At 53.4% G+C, this 19,096-nt stretch carries 15 protein-coding genes; 5 read left to right on the forward strand and 10 right to left on the reverse strand.

Features of this window, described 5'->3' with window-relative positions; translation table 11 throughout:
• Positions 1-55: 55 nt before the first annotated feature.
• Positions 56-643, reverse strand: coding sequence for a nucleotide exchange factor GrpE (gene grpE, locus BMX66_RS06250; protein WP_090879368.1), 588 nt, complete (start codon positions 641-643; stop codon positions 56-58).
• Between the two features lie 204 nt (positions 644-847).
• Positions 848-2,233 carry an adenylosuccinate lyase gene (gene purB, locus BMX66_RS06255; RefSeq protein ID WP_090879370.1) on the reverse strand — a complete coding sequence of 462 codons (1,386 nt, stop codon included), beginning with the start codon at positions 2,231-2,233 and terminating at the stop codon, positions 848-850.
• Positions 2,234-2,365: 132 nt separating this feature from the next.
• Here purB and BMX66_RS06260 point away from each other — a divergent pair, with 132 nt between their 5' ends.
• Positions 2,366-2,974 carry a glutathione S-transferase gene (locus BMX66_RS06260; RefSeq protein WP_090879372.1) on the forward strand — a complete coding sequence of 203 codons (609 nt, stop codon included), beginning with the start codon at positions 2,366-2,368 and terminating at the stop codon, positions 2,972-2,974.
• 107 nt (positions 2,975-3,081) lie between these two features.
• Here BMX66_RS06260 and mnmA read toward each other — a convergent pair whose 3' ends face one another.
• Together mnmA and BMX66_RS06270 are read right to left on the reverse strand one after the other, a co-directional pair.
• The gene (mnmA, locus tag BMX66_RS06265; protein ID WP_090879374.1) at positions 3,082-4,167 is read right to left on the reverse strand and encodes a tRNA 2-thiouridine(34) synthase MnmA; all 1,086 of its coding nucleotides are present in this window, start codon (positions 4,165-4,167) and stop codon (positions 3,082-3,084) included.
• Between the two features lie 403 nt (positions 4,168-4,570).
• Positions 4,571-5,017, reverse strand: coding sequence for an NUDIX hydrolase (locus tag BMX66_RS06270; RefSeq protein ID WP_090879376.1), 447 nt, complete (start codon positions 5,015-5,017; stop codon positions 4,571-4,573).
• Positions 5,018-5,174: 157 nt separating this feature from the next.
• Here BMX66_RS06270 and icd point away from each other — a divergent pair, with 157 nt between their 5' ends.
• On the forward strand, positions 5,175-6,428 hold the full coding sequence (gene icd / locus BMX66_RS06275) for an NADP-dependent isocitrate dehydrogenase (RefSeq protein ID WP_090879379.1): 1,254 nt from the start codon (positions 5,175-5,177) through the stop codon (positions 6,426-6,428).
• A 112-nt stretch (positions 6,429-6,540) separates the two neighbouring features.
• Here the strand turns inward: icd and BMX66_RS06280 are convergent, their stop codons facing one another.
• Positions 6,541-6,744, reverse strand: a complete 204-nt coding sequence (locus BMX66_RS06280; protein ID WP_004174375.1) for a cold-shock protein — start codon at positions 6,742-6,744, stop codon at positions 6,541-6,543.
• A 306-nt stretch (positions 6,745-7,050) separates the two neighbouring features.
• Between BMX66_RS06280 and clpS the strand changes: the two genes are divergently transcribed.
• Together clpS and clpA are read left to right on the forward strand one after the other, a co-directional pair.
• On the forward strand, positions 7,051-7,359 hold the full coding sequence (gene clpS / locus BMX66_RS06285; protein ID WP_090879381.1) for an ATP-dependent Clp protease adapter ClpS: 309 nt from the start codon (positions 7,051-7,053) through the stop codon (positions 7,357-7,359).
• A 2-nt stretch (positions 7,360-7,361) separates the two neighbouring features.
• On the forward strand, positions 7,362-9,620 hold the full coding sequence (gene clpA, locus BMX66_RS06290; RefSeq protein WP_090879383.1) for an ATP-dependent Clp protease ATP-binding subunit ClpA: 2,259 nt from the start codon (positions 7,362-7,364) through the stop codon (positions 9,618-9,620).
• A 137-nt stretch (positions 9,621-9,757) separates the two neighbouring features.
• Here the strand turns inward: clpA and BMX66_RS06295 are convergent, their stop codons facing one another.
• A complete protein-coding gene (locus tag BMX66_RS06295; RefSeq protein WP_090879385.1) occupies positions 9,758-9,976 on the reverse strand; it encodes a dodecin family protein in 219 nt (72 codons plus the stop codon).
• Between the two features lie 280 nt (positions 9,977-10,256).
• Here BMX66_RS06295 and BMX66_RS06300 point away from each other — a divergent pair, with 280 nt between their 5' ends.
• Positions 10,257-10,445 carry a hypothetical protein gene (locus tag BMX66_RS06300; RefSeq protein WP_090879387.1) on the forward strand — a complete coding sequence of 63 codons (189 nt, stop codon included), beginning with the start codon at positions 10,257-10,259 and terminating at the stop codon, positions 10,443-10,445.
• 63 nt (positions 10,446-10,508) lie between these two features.
• On the opposite strand, the gene cphA (BMX66_RS06305) is transcribed toward BMX66_RS06300, so the two are convergent.
• From cphA (BMX66_RS06305) to BMX66_RS06320, 4 genes are all read right to left on the reverse strand, one after another.
• Positions 10,509-13,079, reverse strand: a complete 2,571-nt coding sequence (cphA, locus tag BMX66_RS06305) for a cyanophycin synthetase (RefSeq protein ID WP_090879389.1) — start codon at positions 13,077-13,079, stop codon at positions 10,509-10,511.
• Between the two features lie 50 nt (positions 13,080-13,129).
• Positions 13,130-15,379, reverse strand: coding sequence for a cyanophycin synthetase (cphA, locus tag BMX66_RS06310; protein ID WP_090879391.1), 2,250 nt, complete (start codon positions 15,377-15,379; stop codon positions 13,130-13,132).
• 720 nt (positions 15,380-16,099) lie between these two features.
• The gene (locus BMX66_RS06315) at positions 16,100-16,573 is read right to left on the reverse strand and encodes a cyanophycin metabolism-associated DUF1854 family protein (RefSeq protein ID WP_090879394.1); all 474 of its coding nucleotides are present in this window, start codon (positions 16,571-16,573) and stop codon (positions 16,100-16,102) included.
• A complete protein-coding gene (locus tag BMX66_RS06320; RefSeq protein WP_090879396.1) occupies positions 16,570-18,906 on the reverse strand; it encodes a cyanophycin metabolism-associated ABC transporter in 2,337 nt (778 codons plus the stop codon). Before BMX66_RS06320 ends, BMX66_RS06315 begins: the two co-directional genes overlap by 4 nt.
• Positions 18,907-19,096: the final 190 nt, after the last annotated feature.

The following is a 19,096-nucleotide window of genomic DNA, read 5'->3' on the forward strand; positions in this document are numbered from 1 at the left end:
ATTCGACTACGCGAAATATCCGTCTGTGCGAAAAATGGGGATTAAGATTGGAATTTCAAGTCTCTTTAGCCTTGGAAACCATCACCAGTGCCGGTCGAATCACACGGTCGTTGAGTACATAACCTTTCTGCATCACTTGCACGACAGTGTTGGGAGCGAGATCTGAGTCTACCGTTGACATTGCCTGATGCAGATGCGGATCAAATTTCGCCCCCTGCGGATTGATCAGCTTGATATTGAATTTTTCGAAAACGGCTGTAAGCTGTCTAAGCGTCAGTTCCATTCCGCTTTTAAAATTCTCCACTGTCGCATTTTCCACCGCCAGCGCCGCTTCCAGGCTATCCATCACCGCGAGCAGTTCAGTGGAAAAATTCTCGATTGCATATTTGTGGGCGTTGGCAACGTCAATCTGTGCACGCTTTCTTATATTTTCCGCGTCCGCCCTGGCGCGCAGCCACGCATCATAATGCTCAGCAGCGTCCAGTTCGGCTTTTTTCAATAATTGTTCCAGACTCGGCATCGATTCCACTGCCGATTCCGCTGTCTTCGCTGTCTCGTTGCCGGTGGCCGGGGGCGCGCCCGTTTCGTTCGCTGCCGCTGTCTGTTCAGGCTGATCTGGTTGAGGTCGGTTTACATCTGTCATGGGCTTCTCCTAATTTCTGTTCATTTCTATATCGGGACGGGTTTTCCAATTTCAAGTTCCCGGAAGAGATCATTGCAGATAGAGCATGCTGTTTACCTTGAAGACATTGAATGGAAGCGTCGAGAGGTGCAGCGCCATCGCTACAGGCGTGTTCCGGCCTCCCGTGGACACGTAAAATATCCAATGGAAACAAATGCAACAAAATCAGTTGTTTTCGATGCCGATTTTTCGGGCCAGCGCAGCGGCGGCGCCAATGTAATTCTGCGGCATCATTTCACGCAAGCGGGTTTTTTCGCTTTCCGGACACGCAAGGTCGTCAATAAACGTGTGAAGCGTGTCCTGAGTGATGCCGCCTTTACCACGGGTTAATTCCTTCAACTGCTCATAGGAGCCAGGAATCCCATAACGTCGCATCACTGTCTGGATCGGCTCCGCCAGAACTTCCCAGGCATTCTGCAAATCCGACGCCAAACGTTCCGGACTGACTTCCAGTTTGCTCAATCCCCTGCTGCAGGAGTCATAGGCCAGCAAAGCATGGCCTAATGCCACCCCCATATTGCGAAGCACGGTTGAGTCGGTCAAATCACGCTGCCAGCGGGATACGGGCAGCTTCTCGCTCAAATGCCGCAACAGTGCATTGGCGATGCCCAGGTTTCCTTCCGAATTCTCGAAATCTATCGGGTTGACCTTGTGTGGCATGGTTGATGAACCGATTTCATCTTTTCCGGTTTTTTGCTTGAAGTAGGCTAAAGAGATATATCCCCACACATCACGGTTAAAATCCAGCAGTATGGTGTTAACGCGGGCATATGCATCGAATAGCTCCGCCATTGCATCGTGCGGTTCGATCTGGGTAGTGTAGGGGTTGAATTTGAGGCCGAGTTTTTCAACGAAACCAAGCGCAAAGTTTTCCCAGTCAAACGCGGGATAAGCAGCTAAATGTGCGTTGTAGTTGCCCACAGCGCCGTTGATTTTTCCAAGAATGGCAACCCCAGCCAGCTGTTCACGTGTCCGCGACAGGCGATACGCGAAATTCGCAAATTCCTTGCCAACCGTAGTGGGTGTTGCCGGTTGACCGTGGGTACGGGCAAGCATTGGTATATCGGCCATTTCATGGGCCATCTGGGCAAGTTTGCCAATGATTTTATCCAGCGCCGGCAGCATGACGCTGCTGCGGCTATGCATCAGCATCAATCCATGAGAAAGATTGTTGATGTCTTCCGAAGTGCATGCAAAATGGATGAACTGCGTAATCCTGGCGGCTTCGACATTGCCCGTCAGTTGCTCTCTGAGCCAATACTCGACTGCCTTTACGTCATGATTGGTCCGCGCCTCGATGAGCTTGACCGCTTCCGCATCGGCCTCGGAAAAATTTGCCGCAAGGCTGTCGAGTTGGGCAATGGTGGCGATAGAGAATGGCAGCGCCTCAGCCACACCCGCTGCATTGCTCAAGGCCTTGAGCCATTCTATTTCCAGATGAACACGGTATCGAATCAGCGCAAATTCGCTGAAGTAAGGCCTCAAGGCGGTGACCTTGGCGCTATAACGTCCATCCAGAGGGGAGAGTGCGGTGAGAAAAGATGAATTCATATTCCGATTCCAGGCTGTTCACCGGCGGGAGCCATTCTAACATAGGCAGGGCAGCCGCCGCATCGTCCGGACTGTGCACTGTCACGCGGAAAGCCGATATAATGCTAGCTGATAATTCCCCCAAGGTCGGCCATGAAGCTTATCGGATCGCTCACTAGTCCCTATGTGCGCAAGACACGCATCGTTCTGGCGGAAAAGCACATCGGTTATAATTTTGAACTGGAAGCTCCCTGGGATGCGGATAGCCATGTACCGGATTACAACCCGCTGGGAAAGGTGCCGATATTGATTATGGACGACGGAACCAGCCTGTTTGATTCGCGCGTGATCGTCGAATATCTCGACAATATCAATCCCGTATCCCGGCTTATTCCCGAATCCAACCGCCGGCGCATCATGGTAAAGCGTTGGGAAGCACTGGCAGACGGCATTTGCGACGCTGCCGCATCGATGTTCCTCGAACGCAAACGCCCTGAAGCGAACCAAAGCCCGGAATGGATTGCGCGCCAGCAGAAAAAAGTTACCAGGGGTCTGGAAGCGGCTGCCCATGAGTTGAGCGATAAGAAATGGTGCGATGCCAACATTTATACGCTGGCTGATATTGCGCTGGGCTGCGCGCTCGGTTACCTGGCTTTTCGCTTTCCCGAAATCGAATGGCGCAACACCTTTCCTAATCTTGCCGATCTTTCCAACAGGTTGGAGAAACGAACGCCATTTATCGAAACAGCGCCTCGGGGGTGATCGAGCAGGGGTTCATGCGAATGTAAAGCAGGTCGGGCATGGTCCACCTACTCCTCATAGCTTGGTTGGCAAACTGGACACTCGGCGGAGAACTTGCTCAGAGGTTCCTAACACTCATCGATAATAACCCCTCCGCCCAGACACACCTTACTCTCGTACACAACCACGGATTGTCCTGGTGTCACTGCCCACTGCGGTTGCGCGAATTCGATCTTGCATTTGCTGTGGTCGACATACGCAATCGCGCAGGGAGCATCAGTTTGACGATAACGGATCTTGGCGGCATAAACCCAGTTGCATTGAGGGATTCGGCCACTTATCCAGGTGAGGTCGGCCGCGGTGAGGGAGGGTCTGAATAGATCGGGATGATCATGGCCTTGCACTACGATCAGAATATTTCGTGCCACGTCCTTGTTTGAAACGAACCAGGGTTCGCCATCACCTTCTCTTGTTCCGCCAATGCCCAGCCCCTGCCGCTGGCCGATAGTGTAGTACATCAAGCCGTCATGCCTGCCCATGACAGTGCCAGTTGGGGTCTGTATCTCCCCTGGCTCATTCGGCAAGTAACGATTGAGGAACTCCCTGAAGGGCCGCTCCCCGATAAAACAGATTCCAGTGCTGTCTTTCTTGGAAAAATTCGGCAATCCATAGTCCCTGGCAATCTTGCGCACATCGCGTTTGTAAAGATGACCAATGGGAAACAAGGTCCTGGACAGCTGTGCCTGGTTCAAACGATAGAGAAAGTAGCTCTGGTCCTTGCTTCCATCTTCGCCTTTCAGCAACTGGAATATTCCGTTCGTTTCGCGTACCTGGGCATAATGGCCGGTCGCAATATGGTCGGCGCCGAGTCCGGTTGCATGCTCGAGAAATGCCTTGAACTTGATCTCGGCGTTGCATAGCACATCCGGATTCGGGGTACGCCCGGCTTTATACTCCGCAAGGAAGTGGCTGAATACGCGGTCCTTATACTCAGCCGAGAAATTTACCGCTTCCAGGGGAATTCCAATAATATCCGCAACGGATGCCGCATCAAGCAGATCCTGCCGGGAAGAGCAGTATTCGTCGGTATCGTCGTCTTCCCAATTCTTCATGAAGAGGCCGATTACTTCGAAACCTTGCTGCTTCAACAGTAATGCCGCGACGGATGAATCGACCCCGCCGGACATGCCGACTACTACTCGTGCTTTGTTCATGATTCCGAATTGCTCATCTTTTAACCTAAATCCGGTAGTTGGACGGGGTGGAATGTGCGGTTTTTGGGGTGCAGGGCAAGGCGCAACGACGCGGAATGGCGCGACCGCGCAGGGCGGAGCAGTGCCTTCCGCAGGAAGGTGCGACCCCGTAGCGGGATGCGGACGCGATAAAACGCGGTCGCGGCATCCCCTGCGCTGCCCGATCCCCGCTTTGCGGGGTCCCTCGTGCAACGCTTCGGGGCGCCCCCTTCCAAGGAGTTGCAACGCAGCCGTGTGCCGCAAAAACCGTGCAATCCGCCCCGTAGCGAACTCAACAAAAAGGTGAAGCTCAAGTTATACAAAAAGTCTTTGTCGATCATAACGCTAAACTGAAAAAATGAGCGGTCAACTGCCGGATTTAGGTTTAATCGTAATGAGTAAGAATTTCCAGAGAATAGTGCTTGCCCGCCAGATGATCTTCGATACATCTCATCACCAGGGGACTCCGGTGGCAATAGGTCATCTGCCGGATTTCCTCGACGCCAAACCATCCGGCGCGCACTATGCCAATATCCAGCGCTCTATCCGGATCATGATCAATGACAGAACCGGTAAAAGCAAAGCGGATAAAGGTAATGTTCTCAGTGTGGGAGTGCCAGTGATAAATGCCTAGCACCGATTGCGGGACAAAAGTGTAGGCCGTTTCTTCCAGAGTTTCCCGAATGGCGGCGTCGATAATGGATTCGCCTGGTTCCAGATGGCCCGCCGGCTGGTTGAACAGTATACCGCTGCCGGTTTGTTCCTCAACCAGCAGGTATTGCCCGCCCTTTTCGACGACCGCTGCAACCGTGACGTTGGGTTTCCAGATCATGATCCTGTTCAGCTTACCTTCAGCTTGCCGTTATGTAATTAATTGAGAGCAAACGAATGCTCAGGAGCGCAAACGAATGCAGGACCGAATCTTATCGTATAATCGGCAGCTTCGCCGCCAGTGATTCTTATTCGCTTGACAACTCTCGGGAGATACCATGTACCAGCACATCAGCACACCAGCCGAAGGAACAAAAATCCGCGTAAATGCAGATTTTTCCCTGAGTGTGCCCGATAACCCCGTTATCCCCTGTATCGAAGGTGACGGTATTGGCGTGGACATTACGCCCGTCATGAAGAAAGTGGTGGATTCTGCGGTTGAAAAAGCTTATGGCGGCAAACGCAGGATTTTCTGGATGGAAATTTATGCCGGTGAGAAAGCCACCCGGGTTTACGGTGAAAACGTCTGGCTCCCCGATGAAACGCTGCAGGCGGCGCGGGAATATGTAGTCTCCATCAAGGGCCCGCTAACTACCCCGGTGGGCGGGGGCATTCGATCCATTAACGTGGCCTTACGCCAAGAGTTGGATTTGTATGTATGTCTGCGGCCGGTCCGCTATTTTCAGGGCGTGCCAAGTCCGGTAAAAAATCCCGAAAAAACCGATATGGTGATTTTTCGCGAGAACTCCGAAGACATTTATGCCGGGATCGAGTGGGAAGCCGAGTCGATGAATGCAAGAAAGATCATTGATTTTTTAACGGCGGATATGGGTGTCACGAAAATACGCTTCCCGCAAACATCGGGAATCGGCATCAAACCCGTATCCAGAGAGGGTACCGAGCGTCTGGTACGCAAGGCTATTGAGTACGCTATAGAGAACAATCGCCGCTCTGTCACGCTGGTGCACAAGGGCAATATCATGAAGTTTACCGAGGGTGCATTCAAAAACTGGGGCTACGAGCTGGCTGCACGAGAATTTGGAGCTCGCTTGCTTGATGGTGGTCCCTGGATGAGGTTGCCCGAAGACAAGGGGGGAGTCATTATCAAGGATGTGATCGCTGACGCTTTCCTGCAGCAGATCTTGTTGCGTCCGGAGGAATATGACGTGATTGCCACGCTGAATCTGAATGGAGACTACATTTCCGACGCCTTGGCGGCGCAAGTTGGTGGTATCGGCATAGCGCCCGGTGCAAACCTCAGCGATTCGATTGCAATTTTCGAAGCAACCCACGGTACCGCGCCAAAATACGCAGGCAAGGATCAGGTTAATCCCGGATCAATTATTCTGTCGGCAGAGATGATGCTGCGATATATGGGCTGGATAGAGGCCGCCGGGCTGATTACCAGTGCCATGGAAAAAACGATCCAGGACAAAATCGTGACTTATGACTTTGCGCGGCAGATGCCCCACGCGCAGAAGGTCTCATGTTCCGCATTCGGCCAGGCACTGATTGAACATATGCCTGCTTGACTTCTGCACGAAAAAACAAAAAAACCCCTTGCCGACTCTCCGGCAAGGGGTGTGTATAATTCTGTAATAGGATTACAGTCTGATCACGGCTAGCCGTGCCAGAATGGAATCGTTAAGCAGACTGAATGTTTGATGCCTGTTTGCCCTTGGGACCTTGAGTAACTTCAAAGCTCACTTTTTGACCTTCTTTGAGAGTTTTGAATCCGGACATATTGATAGCGGAGAAGTGAGCGAATAAATCTTCACTGCCATCATCGGGAGTAATGAAACCAAAACCTTTTGAGTCATTGAACCATTTTACTGTACCAGTTGCCATTATTGCTTCCTATATAAAAAACGGGCCGGAAACCCGAACACTGTTTGAGTTTCAAGACCGCAAACGGCTGTAACCGGTACTGCAGAGAACTTGAAGCCAAACGCCAAGAGCTGTTTTACGCAAATCTGGTGTTCAAGTCAAGTAGCGTGTCCAGTTATTTTACGGAAATGCAACAGAATAATTTTCTAAAGGTACTTGAATAATTCGACGTAATCATCAAATATTAAGTAATGGAAAATGGACTGAATATGCAAAGGCTGGTCCGGTTCGTTTTCGCTCTAACTGATGAACAGCGAGACAGGAGAGATGAAGGCAGGAAATCATGGAGATGTTGTACTGGAGGCCAAAAAGAGTAAACTCAAGCCACCGCCAATGTTCAAGGTGATCTTGCTGAATGATGATTTCACCCCTATGGATTTCGTGGTGGCCGTGTTACAGATTTTTTTTTCCAAGAATCGCGAACAGGCAACGCAAATCATGCTCAAAGTACATATGGATGGAGCGGGAGTATGTGGAGTTTATCCCAACGATGTGGCTACCACCAAGGTTGAACAGGTGGTCGCATTTGCGAGGCAGCATCAACATCCGCTAAGGTGCGTGATGGAGGAGACCTGAAAATGATTGCTCAAGAGTTAGAAGTAAGTTTACATATGGCATTCGTGGAATCGCGGCAGAAGCGCCACGAATTCATTACGGTCGAGCACTTGCTACTGGCTCTGCTTGACAATCCGACTGCCGCAGAGGTGTTGCGCGCCTGTTCCGTCGATATGGATGATCTTCGCCGGCTGCTGACAGAGCATGTTACCGAAAATACGCCGACAGTGGGCGGCAGCGGCGAAGTGGATACGCAGCCTACGTTGGGTTTTCAGCGGGTGATCCAGCGAGCGATTCTGCATGTTCAGTCTTCCGGAAAAAAGGAAGTCACCGGCGCCAATGTACTGGTAGCGATATTTGGCGAAAAGGATTCCCACGCGGTTTATTTTCTTCATCAGAAGGGCGTAACCCGACTCGATGTGGTGAATTATATTTCTCACGGCATCAGTAAAGTGCCGCAGGGCAGTACCGCCAAAACCGACAGCGAAGGCGATACCGAGCAGGAGATGAATGCGGGCGGCGCATTGGAAAGTTACGCGGTAAATCTCAACTCGCAAGCACTTGCGGGCAAGATTGATCCGTTGATCGGGCGTGAACGTGAACTGGAACGCCTGATACAGACGCTATGCCGCCGCCGCAAGAATAATCCCTTGCTGGTGGGTGAAGCCGGTGTCGGCAAAACCGCCATTGCGGAGGGATTGGCACGGCGCATTATTGAAAATGATGTTCCCGAAGTGCTTGCGCACCACCAGGTTTATGCTCTGGATATGGGCGCGCTGTTAGCCGGTACCAAATACCGTGGTGACTTCGAGCAGCGGCTGAAGGCGGTGCTCAAACAATTGCTTGAGAGCTCCAATTCCATTCTGTTCATTGATGAGATTCATACATTGATCGGTGCCGGCGCCGCTTCCGGCGGTACGCTGGACGCGTCCAATCTCCTGAAACCGATACTTAATACCGGTCAGTTGAAATGCATCGGCGCCACGACTTATAGTGAATACCGCGGAATCTTTGAAAAAGATCACGCCCTCTCGCGTCGTTTCCAGAAAATTGACGTGCTTGAACCAAGCGTGGAAGAAACCGTATCCATCCTGCGCGGCCTGAAAGCCCGCTACGAGGCGCATCATGGCGTCAAATACACGGCGGTTGCGCTTACCACTGCGGCGGAATTGTCGGCGCGCTTCATTAATGACCGGCATTTGCCCGACAAGGCGATAGACGTGATAGACGAAGCTGGCGCAGCTCAGCGTGTCCTGCCTAAATCGAAACAGCGCAAGATAATCAGCAAACATGAGATCGAGAGCATTATCGCCAAGATTGCGCGCATTCCGGCGCAAAATGTTTCCAGCGATGACCGCAACACGTTGAAGACGCTGGACCGTGATTTGAAAGCGGTAGTGTTCGGACAGGACAAGGCCATCAATGCGCTGACCGCCGCAATCAAGATGGCGAGAAGCGGCTTGGGCAATCCACAGAAACCAGTCGGCTCATTCCTGTTTTCCGGTCCCACCGGCGTTGGCAAAACCGAGGTTGCGCGACAGCTCGCTTATGCGCTAGGCATTCATTTGCACCGGTTCGACATGTCTGAATACATGGAGCGGCATGCTGTTTCGCGCCTGATCGGCGCGCCGCCTGGGTATGTAGGTTTCGATCAGGGCGGTTTGCTTACCGAGGCCATCATCAAACAGCCATATTCTGTGCTGCTGCTGGACGAAATTGAAAAGGCGCACCCCGATATCTTCAATATCCTGCTGCAAGTGATGGATCATGGCACCTTGACCGATAATAACGGCCGCAAGGCGGACTTCCGCAATGTGGTGATCATCATGACGACCAACGCGGGCGCTGAAGCGCTCAGCAAGGCCACCATGGGCTTCACCAAGGCGGCACAGGCGGGTGACGAGATGGCAGACATCAAGCGCATGTTCACGCCCGAATTCCGCAACCGGCTGGACGCGATCATTTCGTTCGCGTCTCTGGACAGCGCGGTGATTCTGCGTGTAGTGGATAAATTCCTGATGCAACTTGAAGCTCAATTGCAGGAGAAGAAAGTGGATGCGATATTCACCGAGGCGTTGAGAGAATACCTTGCCAGGAATGGCGTTGATCCTCTCATGGGCGCGCGTCCAATGGCCCGGCTCATTCAGGACACCATTCGCAGCGCCTTAGCGGATGAGTTACTGTTCGGGCGGCTGGCGAACGGCGGCAAAGTGACGGTGGATATCGGTGCAGATAACAAGGTGGAGCTTCAGTTTGAGGAAGAAGCGACCGCAGCCGTGTAGCCCTGTTGTAGCCGGTAGTTTAATCGCACGAAAGCAAGGAAACAAAAAAGGCGCTTATGCGCCTTTTTTGTGTCGGGTACTCCTGAGTGGGCTTCGGCTTCTTTTCGATCAGGCGAAGGCTCATTCGAGTTCCCTGTCTATTTGTCGGCCTCATACTTGAAAGACAGATTGACTCGCGCGCGATACGCAGCCACTTTACCATCTTCAATCACCATATCAAGCTTTACTATTTCCGCAACTCTCAAATCCCTCAAGCTCTTTGACGCCGTCTCGACGGCGTTTTTGGCGGCATCCTCCCAGGATGTCTTGCTGGTTCCTATTATCTCCGTTATTCGATAAACGCTGTCTCCTGCCATGGTTTTTCTCCTTCTGGGAAGTTTAAGCAATAAAGAAACATCGCACGAACCCGGCGCATAGCCCAGCCCGGATGCTATTTCAGTTTAGGACTAACTTCGACAGATTGCAACCGGCGATATGCCGGATAGAAATGCGGTGCCCGCAGCAGATGGTTCAGATGCTTTTGTCGTCAACATGCCTTCATCCATTTCCACTGTTCCAACTATAAATAATTAGAAAGCAACATAAACAACTTTAAACATATAAAAATTGACAAAGTGGCGGGCGATAGGCTATCTTATGACCTTCGATTATGACATTTTAATGATTTTCCTGTTAATGGAATGCAAAGGAGGTGACGTTATGCATGCTGAAGAAAGTGACGCTATGGATGGGCAAGTAAATGATGATCAAGTAGATGACAATAGCAAGCCCGTAAATTTCCTCGCTATGACAGTCAATTTTATTATCCGTATGCTGAAATTTTGACCTTATCCGCTGTCGGCTGCACAAACGTAACTCCCAAAAATCACGAAAGCCCAATACCCAGCGCTAGCCCGCAACAACACGCTTGGTAATGTGCCCCAGCGCTTCTTCCACCTGATCGATGAGAATGAGGCATAATTCTCCGTCTTTCAGGTTGGCAAAAGCGGCATCGATCGCTCCAAACTCACCGCGGATCTCTTTGACATCCCTGGCGCGTTTCGCATGTTCCAGCCCCTGCCGCAACAGACTCAGCACTTCTCCATCGGCACGGCCCCGCTGGCACTGGTCCTGATAAAGCACCACCTCGTCGAAAGCATCGCCAAGAATTTCGGTCTGCTGGCGAATATCCTCATCGCGACGGTCTCCAGCGCCACTGATAACCACGGAGCGCCGCTTGGCTGGCATCTTGTCGATGGCGCGCACAAGTGCCCGGATTGCGTCTGCATTATGACCGTAATCCGCAATAAGGGTAGCGCCACGGTGACTGAAGAGATTGAAACGGCCTGGCGCGGTTAGGGTATCGCTGACAAAATTGGCAAGACCTGCGCGTATGATCTCCCAATCAAGGCCAAGCGCCCAGCCTGCTCCCGTCGCAGCCATCGCGTTTTCGATCTGGAATGGGATAGCGCCATTTTGGGTAACGGGAATTCCGGACAGTGGTATGCGGTATTCAATGCCACCCTCTGAAGCGACAATGGCGTCTTCATCGAGATAGACGACGCGCTTGTTTTGTGCCCGGTGCCTCGCTATTACCGGATTGTCCGGATCGCGGGCGAAAAAGGTTACTTTGCCAGGACAGTGAGCCGCCATGCCGGCCACGAAAGGATCGGCCGCGTTCAATACGGCGATGCCCGTACCAGGGGTGACGTTTTGAACGACGACGCGTTTGACGGCAGTCAGATCCTCCACGGTGTTGATGTATGAGAGGCCAAGGTGGTCGCCCATGCCGATGTTGGTTACCACCGCGACATCGCATCGATCGAAGCCCAGACCCTCGCGCAACAGGCCGCCTCGAGCGGTCTCTAATACCGCGGCATCGACATCGGGGTGGAGGAGAACCTTTTTTGCACTCTTGGGGCCGCTGCAGTCGCCTGTGTCAATGCGCTGCCCGTCGATATAGACGCCGTCGGTACTGGTCATGCCCACACGCATGCCCTGGCAATCAAGGATATTGGCGATAAGGCGAACCGTGGTGGTCTTGCCATTGGTACCTGTCACCGCCACGACCGGAATACGCGCGTCATCGCCCTTTTTGAACATACTGGCAATAATTGCCTCTCCCACTGCCCGTCCTTTGCCGAACGAAGGCTGCAAATGCATGCGGAGGCCCGGCGCGGCGTTGATTTCGATAACGGCGCCCTGCCCTTCCAACGGTTTCGATACCGTATCGCAGACTACATCGACTCCACAGATATCCAGGCCGATCATTTGTGCGGCAGCTTCCATGCGCGCGGCGAACTCGGGATGAACATCGTCGGTAACGTCGGTAGCTGTTCCGCCAGTGGAAAGATTGGCGTTACTGCGCAGCAGCACGCGTGTCCCTTGAGATGGTATGGATTCCGCCGTCAAACCCTGGATTGCCAGATGGGCATGGGCAATTTCGTCGAAATGTATTTTTGTAAGCGCATTGGCGTGGCCCTCTCCGCGCCGCGGGTCGCTATTGATCCGATCTACCAGCTGACCTACGCTGTGCATGCCATCGCCAATAACCTGGGGCGGATCGCGCCGAGCCGCGGCAATCAGCTTATTGCCGACCAACAGGATGCGGTAGTCGTGGCCTGGAATGTAACGCTCAACCAGGACTTTGCCGCTGATCTCAGCCGCCGCCGCATAAGCGGCTTCCACTTGTTCACGGCTCATGAGGTTTACGCCGACTCCCCTGCCCTGATTGCCATCCTGCGGCTTAACAACAACAGGTGCGCCTATTTCGCAGGTCGCAGTCCACGCGTCCTCCGCGTTCGCTACCTGTCTACCGGGGGCGATGGGAATACCCGCAGCGTTCAGCAACGTTCTGGTCAGCTCCTTATCCTGCGCAATGGACTCCGCCACAAAGCTGGTCAGGCAGGTTTCCGCAGCCTGAATACGACGCTGACGGCTACCCCAACCAAATTGCACCATACTGCCATCAGTCAGCCTGCGGAAGGGAATCCCGCGTGCGGTGGCCGCGCGGACGACTGCGCTCGTACTCGGCCCGAGCCGTATTTCCTCATCCAGTTCACGGAGGCGGTGCACCGCGCCGTCCAGATCGAAGGAGGCGCCGTCGGCAGCCGCATGACATAAGGCTTGCGCGAGATCGATGGCGAGCCTGCCTACCTCCTCTTCGCTGTACTCTACAATAACCTGATAAGTGCCGGCTTCCAGCGTGTGAACAGTCTTACTGAAGGTCACCGGGCAACCGGCCTGTATTTGCAGACCAAGGGCAGCACGTTCCAGTGCATGCGCCACCATCCCGGCTTCTTGATGGGATTCCGGCTGGAGCAGATTGATTTGAGGGAATCGTTCGCGCAAACAGCCCAGGAAGTCCGGAATTTCCCTTACGGGAAATTCCGTTGCGCCACAGCAAACAATCACTTCTATCACTGTATGCCGGCTCCATAAATTGGGGCCGCGCAATGCACGGATACGTGATACTTTCATCGAAAATTCTCCTGATGTTTCTTGTACCGGAGGTGCTGCTGATTTGGTTTTCACGTCATGTTAAATACCGAAAAATTTTCGATTCCCGCACGTATGAGGCCAGGTTCGATACCAAGTGCCCAGGCAGCAGCCACTGCTGCGAGAACGTTCTCGACAGCATGCATCGCATGCCCGTCTCCGGTAAGCGGAACATCAGCCAATTTACTCAACGGCAGTTCGCTGGAACCGGTAACGAGGAGAATTTCGCCATCGCGAACCATCACTGCCCGTTTGCCCTTCACGCCGTTTATACCCGCCGTGCCGCGCAAGCAATGCTCTTTTATTACCGGCAACCCGGGATCGAGACTGAAGTAAATGATTTCACCATTGCACAGCGCAGCCATTTCGACCAGCATTGCCTCCCTGGCATTCAGCACTGCTGCGCCTGTGGGCAACACTACATCCACCTGGGTACGCAGTATATCGAAAACCTGTTTGGGCGTTTCGATATACTGCCCGTAATGCCGCGATAACTCGACATTGGTTACCACGCCGACATGACAACCGTCGTAGGCCAATCCCTCATTCAGCATGCTATCGCCTCCATTTTCAAAAACAGCGGCTTCAACTGAGCGATTCATCAGAATGTTGTTGACCCCCTTCCATTTGGCGTGGTCGCCCTTATAAACCTGCCTCTGGTCGAGATAGAAGCCGTCGCTGCATGCGAGGCCTGTATGCTTGCCGGATAACGCCAGTAGTTGAGCAACCAGGTGCGCCACCATGGTTTTTCCGTAGCTGCCAGTGATGCCTACAATGGGAATACGGCCATCGTCATGGTTCGGAAAGAGATGATCGACGATAGCTTCACCGACAGGTCTAGGCGTGCCAATGGCAGGCTTGATGTGCATCAGCAAACCGGGACCCGCGTTGACTTCAACGATCGCCCCGCCCTGTTCGGCAAGCGGACGCGAGATATCCCTGGCTACGAGGTCGATGCCCGCAATATCCAGTCCGATAATGCGCGCAGCAAGGGAAGCGGCCGCAGCGATGCTCGGGTGCACTTCGTCAGTGACATCGAAAGCATGATTGCCGTTACGCTGAATCAGAACTTCCAGGCCGGCCGGTGGAACCGAATTGATGGTAAAGCCCTGACGGACAATTTCCATGATCGTTATACCATCTACGCTGACAGGATTCAGAGGATGATCTTCGGATGCCCCGCGGCGTGGATCCGAATTGATCTGGTGGCGGATCAGCTCGCCAATAGTTGATATACCGTCGCCGGTAACAGAGACCGAATCACCTCGGCTTGCGGCAACGAGCCTGCCGCCGACCACCAGCAAGCGATGTTCCGTACCCGGAACATAACGTTCGATCAATACGCCATCACCCTCTTCCAGAGCCACATGGTAAGCTGACTCGACTTCTTCGCGCTTGCTCAACTCGATAAAAACGCCACGTCCATGGTTGCCATCGCAGGGTTTGATGACCACCGGCAACCCGATGTCCTGAGCGGCTTCCCAGGCATCTTCGGCACTATGAACAGTTCGGCCTTCAGGGACAGCAACCCCGCATGACTGAAGCAATGCCTTGGTCAAATCCTTATCGCGCGAGATACTTTCCGCTATGGCTGGCGTGCGGTCCGTCTCGGCTGTCCAGATACGGTGGCTTCGAATGCCATAGCCGAGCTGAACCAGGTTTCCCTTGGTGAGAAGGCGGATAGCGGGGATGTTGCGGCCCGCGGCGGCCTGAACGATACAGGCGGTTGAAGGCCCCAGCCACAGGGAGTCAACCATGTCACGCAGGCGTTCGATGGTCTGTTTGATATTATAGGGCTCATCACCGGACCAGCGTCCCATCGCCGCCAGCACCAGTTCACGAGCCGCGGAGAGGGCGCTACGTGCAATATCCTCATGCCACGCGCTGACGGCCACCTTGTAAACCCCGCGCAGCGACGTTTCACGAGCTCTGCCAAAGCCGCCAGGCATGCCGGCAAGGTTTTGCAGCTCAAGCGTAATATGCTCCAGAATGTGGCCCGTCCAGGTGCCCTCCTTGAGCCGCCGCAGGAAACCGCCGCGCTCTCCATAGCTGCAGCGGTGCTCAACCAGTGACGGAAGCCAGGAAGACAGGCACTCGTAAAAGCCGGGGATCGTATCTGAGGGGAAGTCTTCAAGCTCGCCGATATCGACAATTGCCTCAAGGACCGGGCGACAAGTCCACATATTCGGACCGTTTAGGTGGCGAATCTCAATAAATTTAATATCTCTACTATTCGGGGCCGGGTTCGCCGAGTCAGTGGTTGTATTCGCGTAGGCCAGCATGGATTCTCGCACGGAGTAAGTTAAAGCTGGACTAACGCGATTGCGGAGAATCGGTTTACAGCTCGATAGACTAATCATGTTGAACCCAAACGCTGCAACGGTCCCCGGAAGAACGGTTTCAGATCCTTGATCGTCCATATGACCGGTTCTCACTCACACTCAAGCCGACTGTGGTACAGCATGCTCTGTTGGTTGACCAGGTTTATATCGGTTGGCTAATGCGGCCGTGTTGGGAACCGTTCTACCATACGTCGATTTGACGGATGAGGAATTAAATTCATACGTGACTAATGTTTCAAATGGGAAAACCTGCGGATCAGCCTTGTGTTTTTTCGTGGGGGTCCATTATTGTCCAGCACGGATAGGCAAGCGAGAAAGATCAAGCATAAATCATGCCAAACCTAATAATCAAAAAAACAATAGGTTGACTCAAGGAAAGAAGTATCAATGTCGCCCCCAACCGACATTTGCATCTCACGCTGCTATTAAGCAATTGATGTAATATGACTATCTTATGTCGCTAGTCAGCGACAATTATTCAGACACCTGAGCCGTACGTAGCGCACACTGGAGAGAAAATTACGAGCGCACAAGAATCTGTACAGCACCTCATTTCCAAATCGTGGAATTTATATGCCCCCAATAGATTGGAACACCGGTATGGAACGGAAGGTTTTTTCGGTGGGATGCGCGAGTTGCACAGCGCTTCGATAATCTGTTCTAAAGGAAGCGGTCCAAAATTCTTCGGCTGTGATGATCGAGTGCATAACGGTCGCGAATCAGGAAGTGAATGCCATGGCTGTCAGTAATCAGCAGAGCGGGCGGGGTAAGCCGGCGAATATACTCCTCCCCCTTGAGAATGAAGGCTGTCTTGCCACGGTCCGTTTCAACGTACCAGGTGCTAGGCGTAGCATAATTTGAAACGTCTTGAATGCGGCTGATTTCAGGCATGAACTCGCGGCTGGCGAGCTCGGCTTCGACAAGTTCACGCATATCCCGGGGTACATCATCCAACCGGTCGATCCAGGCCAGTTCGTGGCCGTTCGGATCGATTAACGCCAGACCGTGATCCGGGGCGGTTATCGGAAACGCGCGTGCCGGGACTATGCCTACTTGCGTTTCGCCATCCGGCCCCGTATATACGAGACGCCCGAAAGCGTCACGGCTCAGCCGATAAGGTGTTTTATCAGTCATTCGCGACCCTCCTCAACCTTGCGTTCGACCTCCGGCCTGCGCAAATCACCTTCGATATCGACGTTGCGGGCCTGCGCCTGATAGAGGCGGTAATAATGACCTTCGCGCTCCATCAATTCAGCGTGATTGCCTACCTCGACGATACTGCCACGGTCCAGCACAATCAGCCGGTTGGCATCGCGCAGGGTGGAAAGACGGTGGGCAATTGCGATGGTCGTGCGGCCGCGTACCAGATTTTCGAGCGCTTTCTGTATTTCTTTCTCGGTGGTGGTGTCAACAGAGGAAGTGGCCTCATCCAGGATCAAAATACGCGGGTCGATAAGCAGTGCGCGAGCAATCGATATTCGTTGCCGCTCACCTCCCGATAGTGCTTGTCCCCGCTCGCCAACCAGAGAGTCGTAGCCGTGAGTCAAGCGCAGAATGAACTCATGGGCATGGGCAGCGCGGGCTGCGGCAACAATTTCATCTCGCTTCGCATCGGGCTTGCCGTAAGCAATGTTCTCTGCAATGGTTCCGAAAAACAGGAAGGGCTCCTGAAGCACGAGACCGATATGCTTACGGTATTCGGCTACCGGCAGCGTGCGAATATCCACTCCATCCAGCAAAATCGCGCCTTCAGTAACATCGTAAAAGCGGCAGATCAGGTTGACGATCGTGCTCTTGCCTGATCCACTGTGCCCAACCAGGCCGACCATCTCGCCCGGCTCGATGTTGATATTGATGTCGCGCGTCACACTGCGGGTACCATAACGAAACCCCACGTCGCATAACTCGATGCGGCCTTTAACGACGGGCAGATGCACGGGATGTGCCGGCTCCGGAACGCTGGAAACGTGATCAAGTATTTCAAAGATCCGTTTGGTGCCTGCCGCGGCCTTCTGGGTAAATGAGACAATGCGGCTCATCGAATCGAGCCGCATGTAGAAACGGCTGATATAGGCGAGGAAGGCAGTCAGTACGCCAACCGTGATTTCGTCTCTGGATACTTGCCAGATACCGAAAATCCACACCACGAGCAGCCCGACCTCGGTAAGCAGCGTAACCGTGGGGGTAAACAACGACCAGACCTTGTTGACGCGATCGTTGACCTCCCGATTGCGCTCGTTCGCGGCGCGGAAGCGTGTGGCCTCGCGCTTCTCCTGCGCAAACGCCTTGACAACGCGTACGCCGGGAATGGTGTCGGCAAGCACGCTGGTGACCTCAGCCCAGGCACGGTCTACCTTTTCAAATCCGGTGCGTAATCTGTCGCGCACCAGGTGGATCAGCCAGGCGATGATGGGGAGCGGCACCAGTGTCATTAACGCAAGCCAGGGATCGATCGAAACCAGGATGACGACAGTCATGCCGATCATTAGCACATCGGTAGCGAAATCAAGCAGGTGTAGCGATAAAAACATGTTAAGGCGGTCGGTTTCGGAACCAATTCTCGCCATCAGGTCGCCTGTCCGTTTTCCGCCGAAATAGGCATGCGAGAGTTTTAGAAGATGTTCGTAGGCTGCAGTGCGAAGGTCGGCGCCGATACGTTCAGAAACCAGCGCCAGCATATAGGTTCGCGTCCAGCTCAGCATCCATGCCAGAATTGCCGCGCCAAGCAGGCCGGTCAGATAGAATACGACCAGGTCAACGTCGATTGGCTTGCCATTCTGATAGGGTATCAACACATTGTCCATCAGTGGCATGGTCATGTAAGGTGGCACCATCGCTGCAGCCGTGCTGCCTAACGTCAGCAGAAAACCAGTGAGCAGCCGAAATTTGTAGGGTTTGGCAAAACGCCACAAGCGAAAGAGTGTCCAGGTCGACGGCGGCGTCTGACTCTCCTCTCTGCACGCCGCGCACTCTTCCTCGCCTGGCAATAAGGGCACATCAAGTACTCTCTGACATTTGGGGCATCGCACCTCGGCGGGCGGCGGGGGCTGTTCCCCTGTGAGCAGGTAGTTGAGCTGTTGCGTAAATTGTTCAATCAGACGACCGGCAGCCGCACTACTGCCCAATGTATAATGCCAGGCAGCGAGTAATGAATTCTCGTCCAGAAGCTCGATGCTGCCGATGCCGGCATGATCATGACGCGCAAGCGTAAGCCCCAGCCGGTAGGGCCAGTCCCGCCAGGTTGAGTCCTTCTCCGCCGTACCCAGCAATCGTTTATTTGTAACAACAACAAGCCCGGTTGAAAAATATAGTTGGGCATCGAGATCGGTTTCGAGCCACGCCAGCACCTTCTCTTCATCCAGGAGCTGTGATTCGACTTGGGCTGCCCAGACGGAAGGAAGGGCTGCCGATGGCAAGCCGGGCAAAACGCCTATGGAAGAAATCGGGGAAAGTCCGGGTTTTGGCATGGTTAATCGGGGTGTAGAGTGTCAGTAATATTGCCATCTAAACATAGCTGAATTGTCACCATGCCGCGTAGTCCCGTCCTCTAGTCCGTCCTCGCGAATGAATAATGAGCGCCTTCTCACTCTTTACTGAACGTCGAGCGCCGATCCCGCCATTTTTCCGCCCTCCCTATATTTTAGTGAGTCCATGATG

Source organism: Nitrosovibrio sp. Nv6, assembly GCF_900110495.1.
Classification (GTDB): domain Bacteria; phylum Pseudomonadota; class Gammaproteobacteria; order Burkholderiales; family Nitrosomonadaceae; genus Nitrosospira.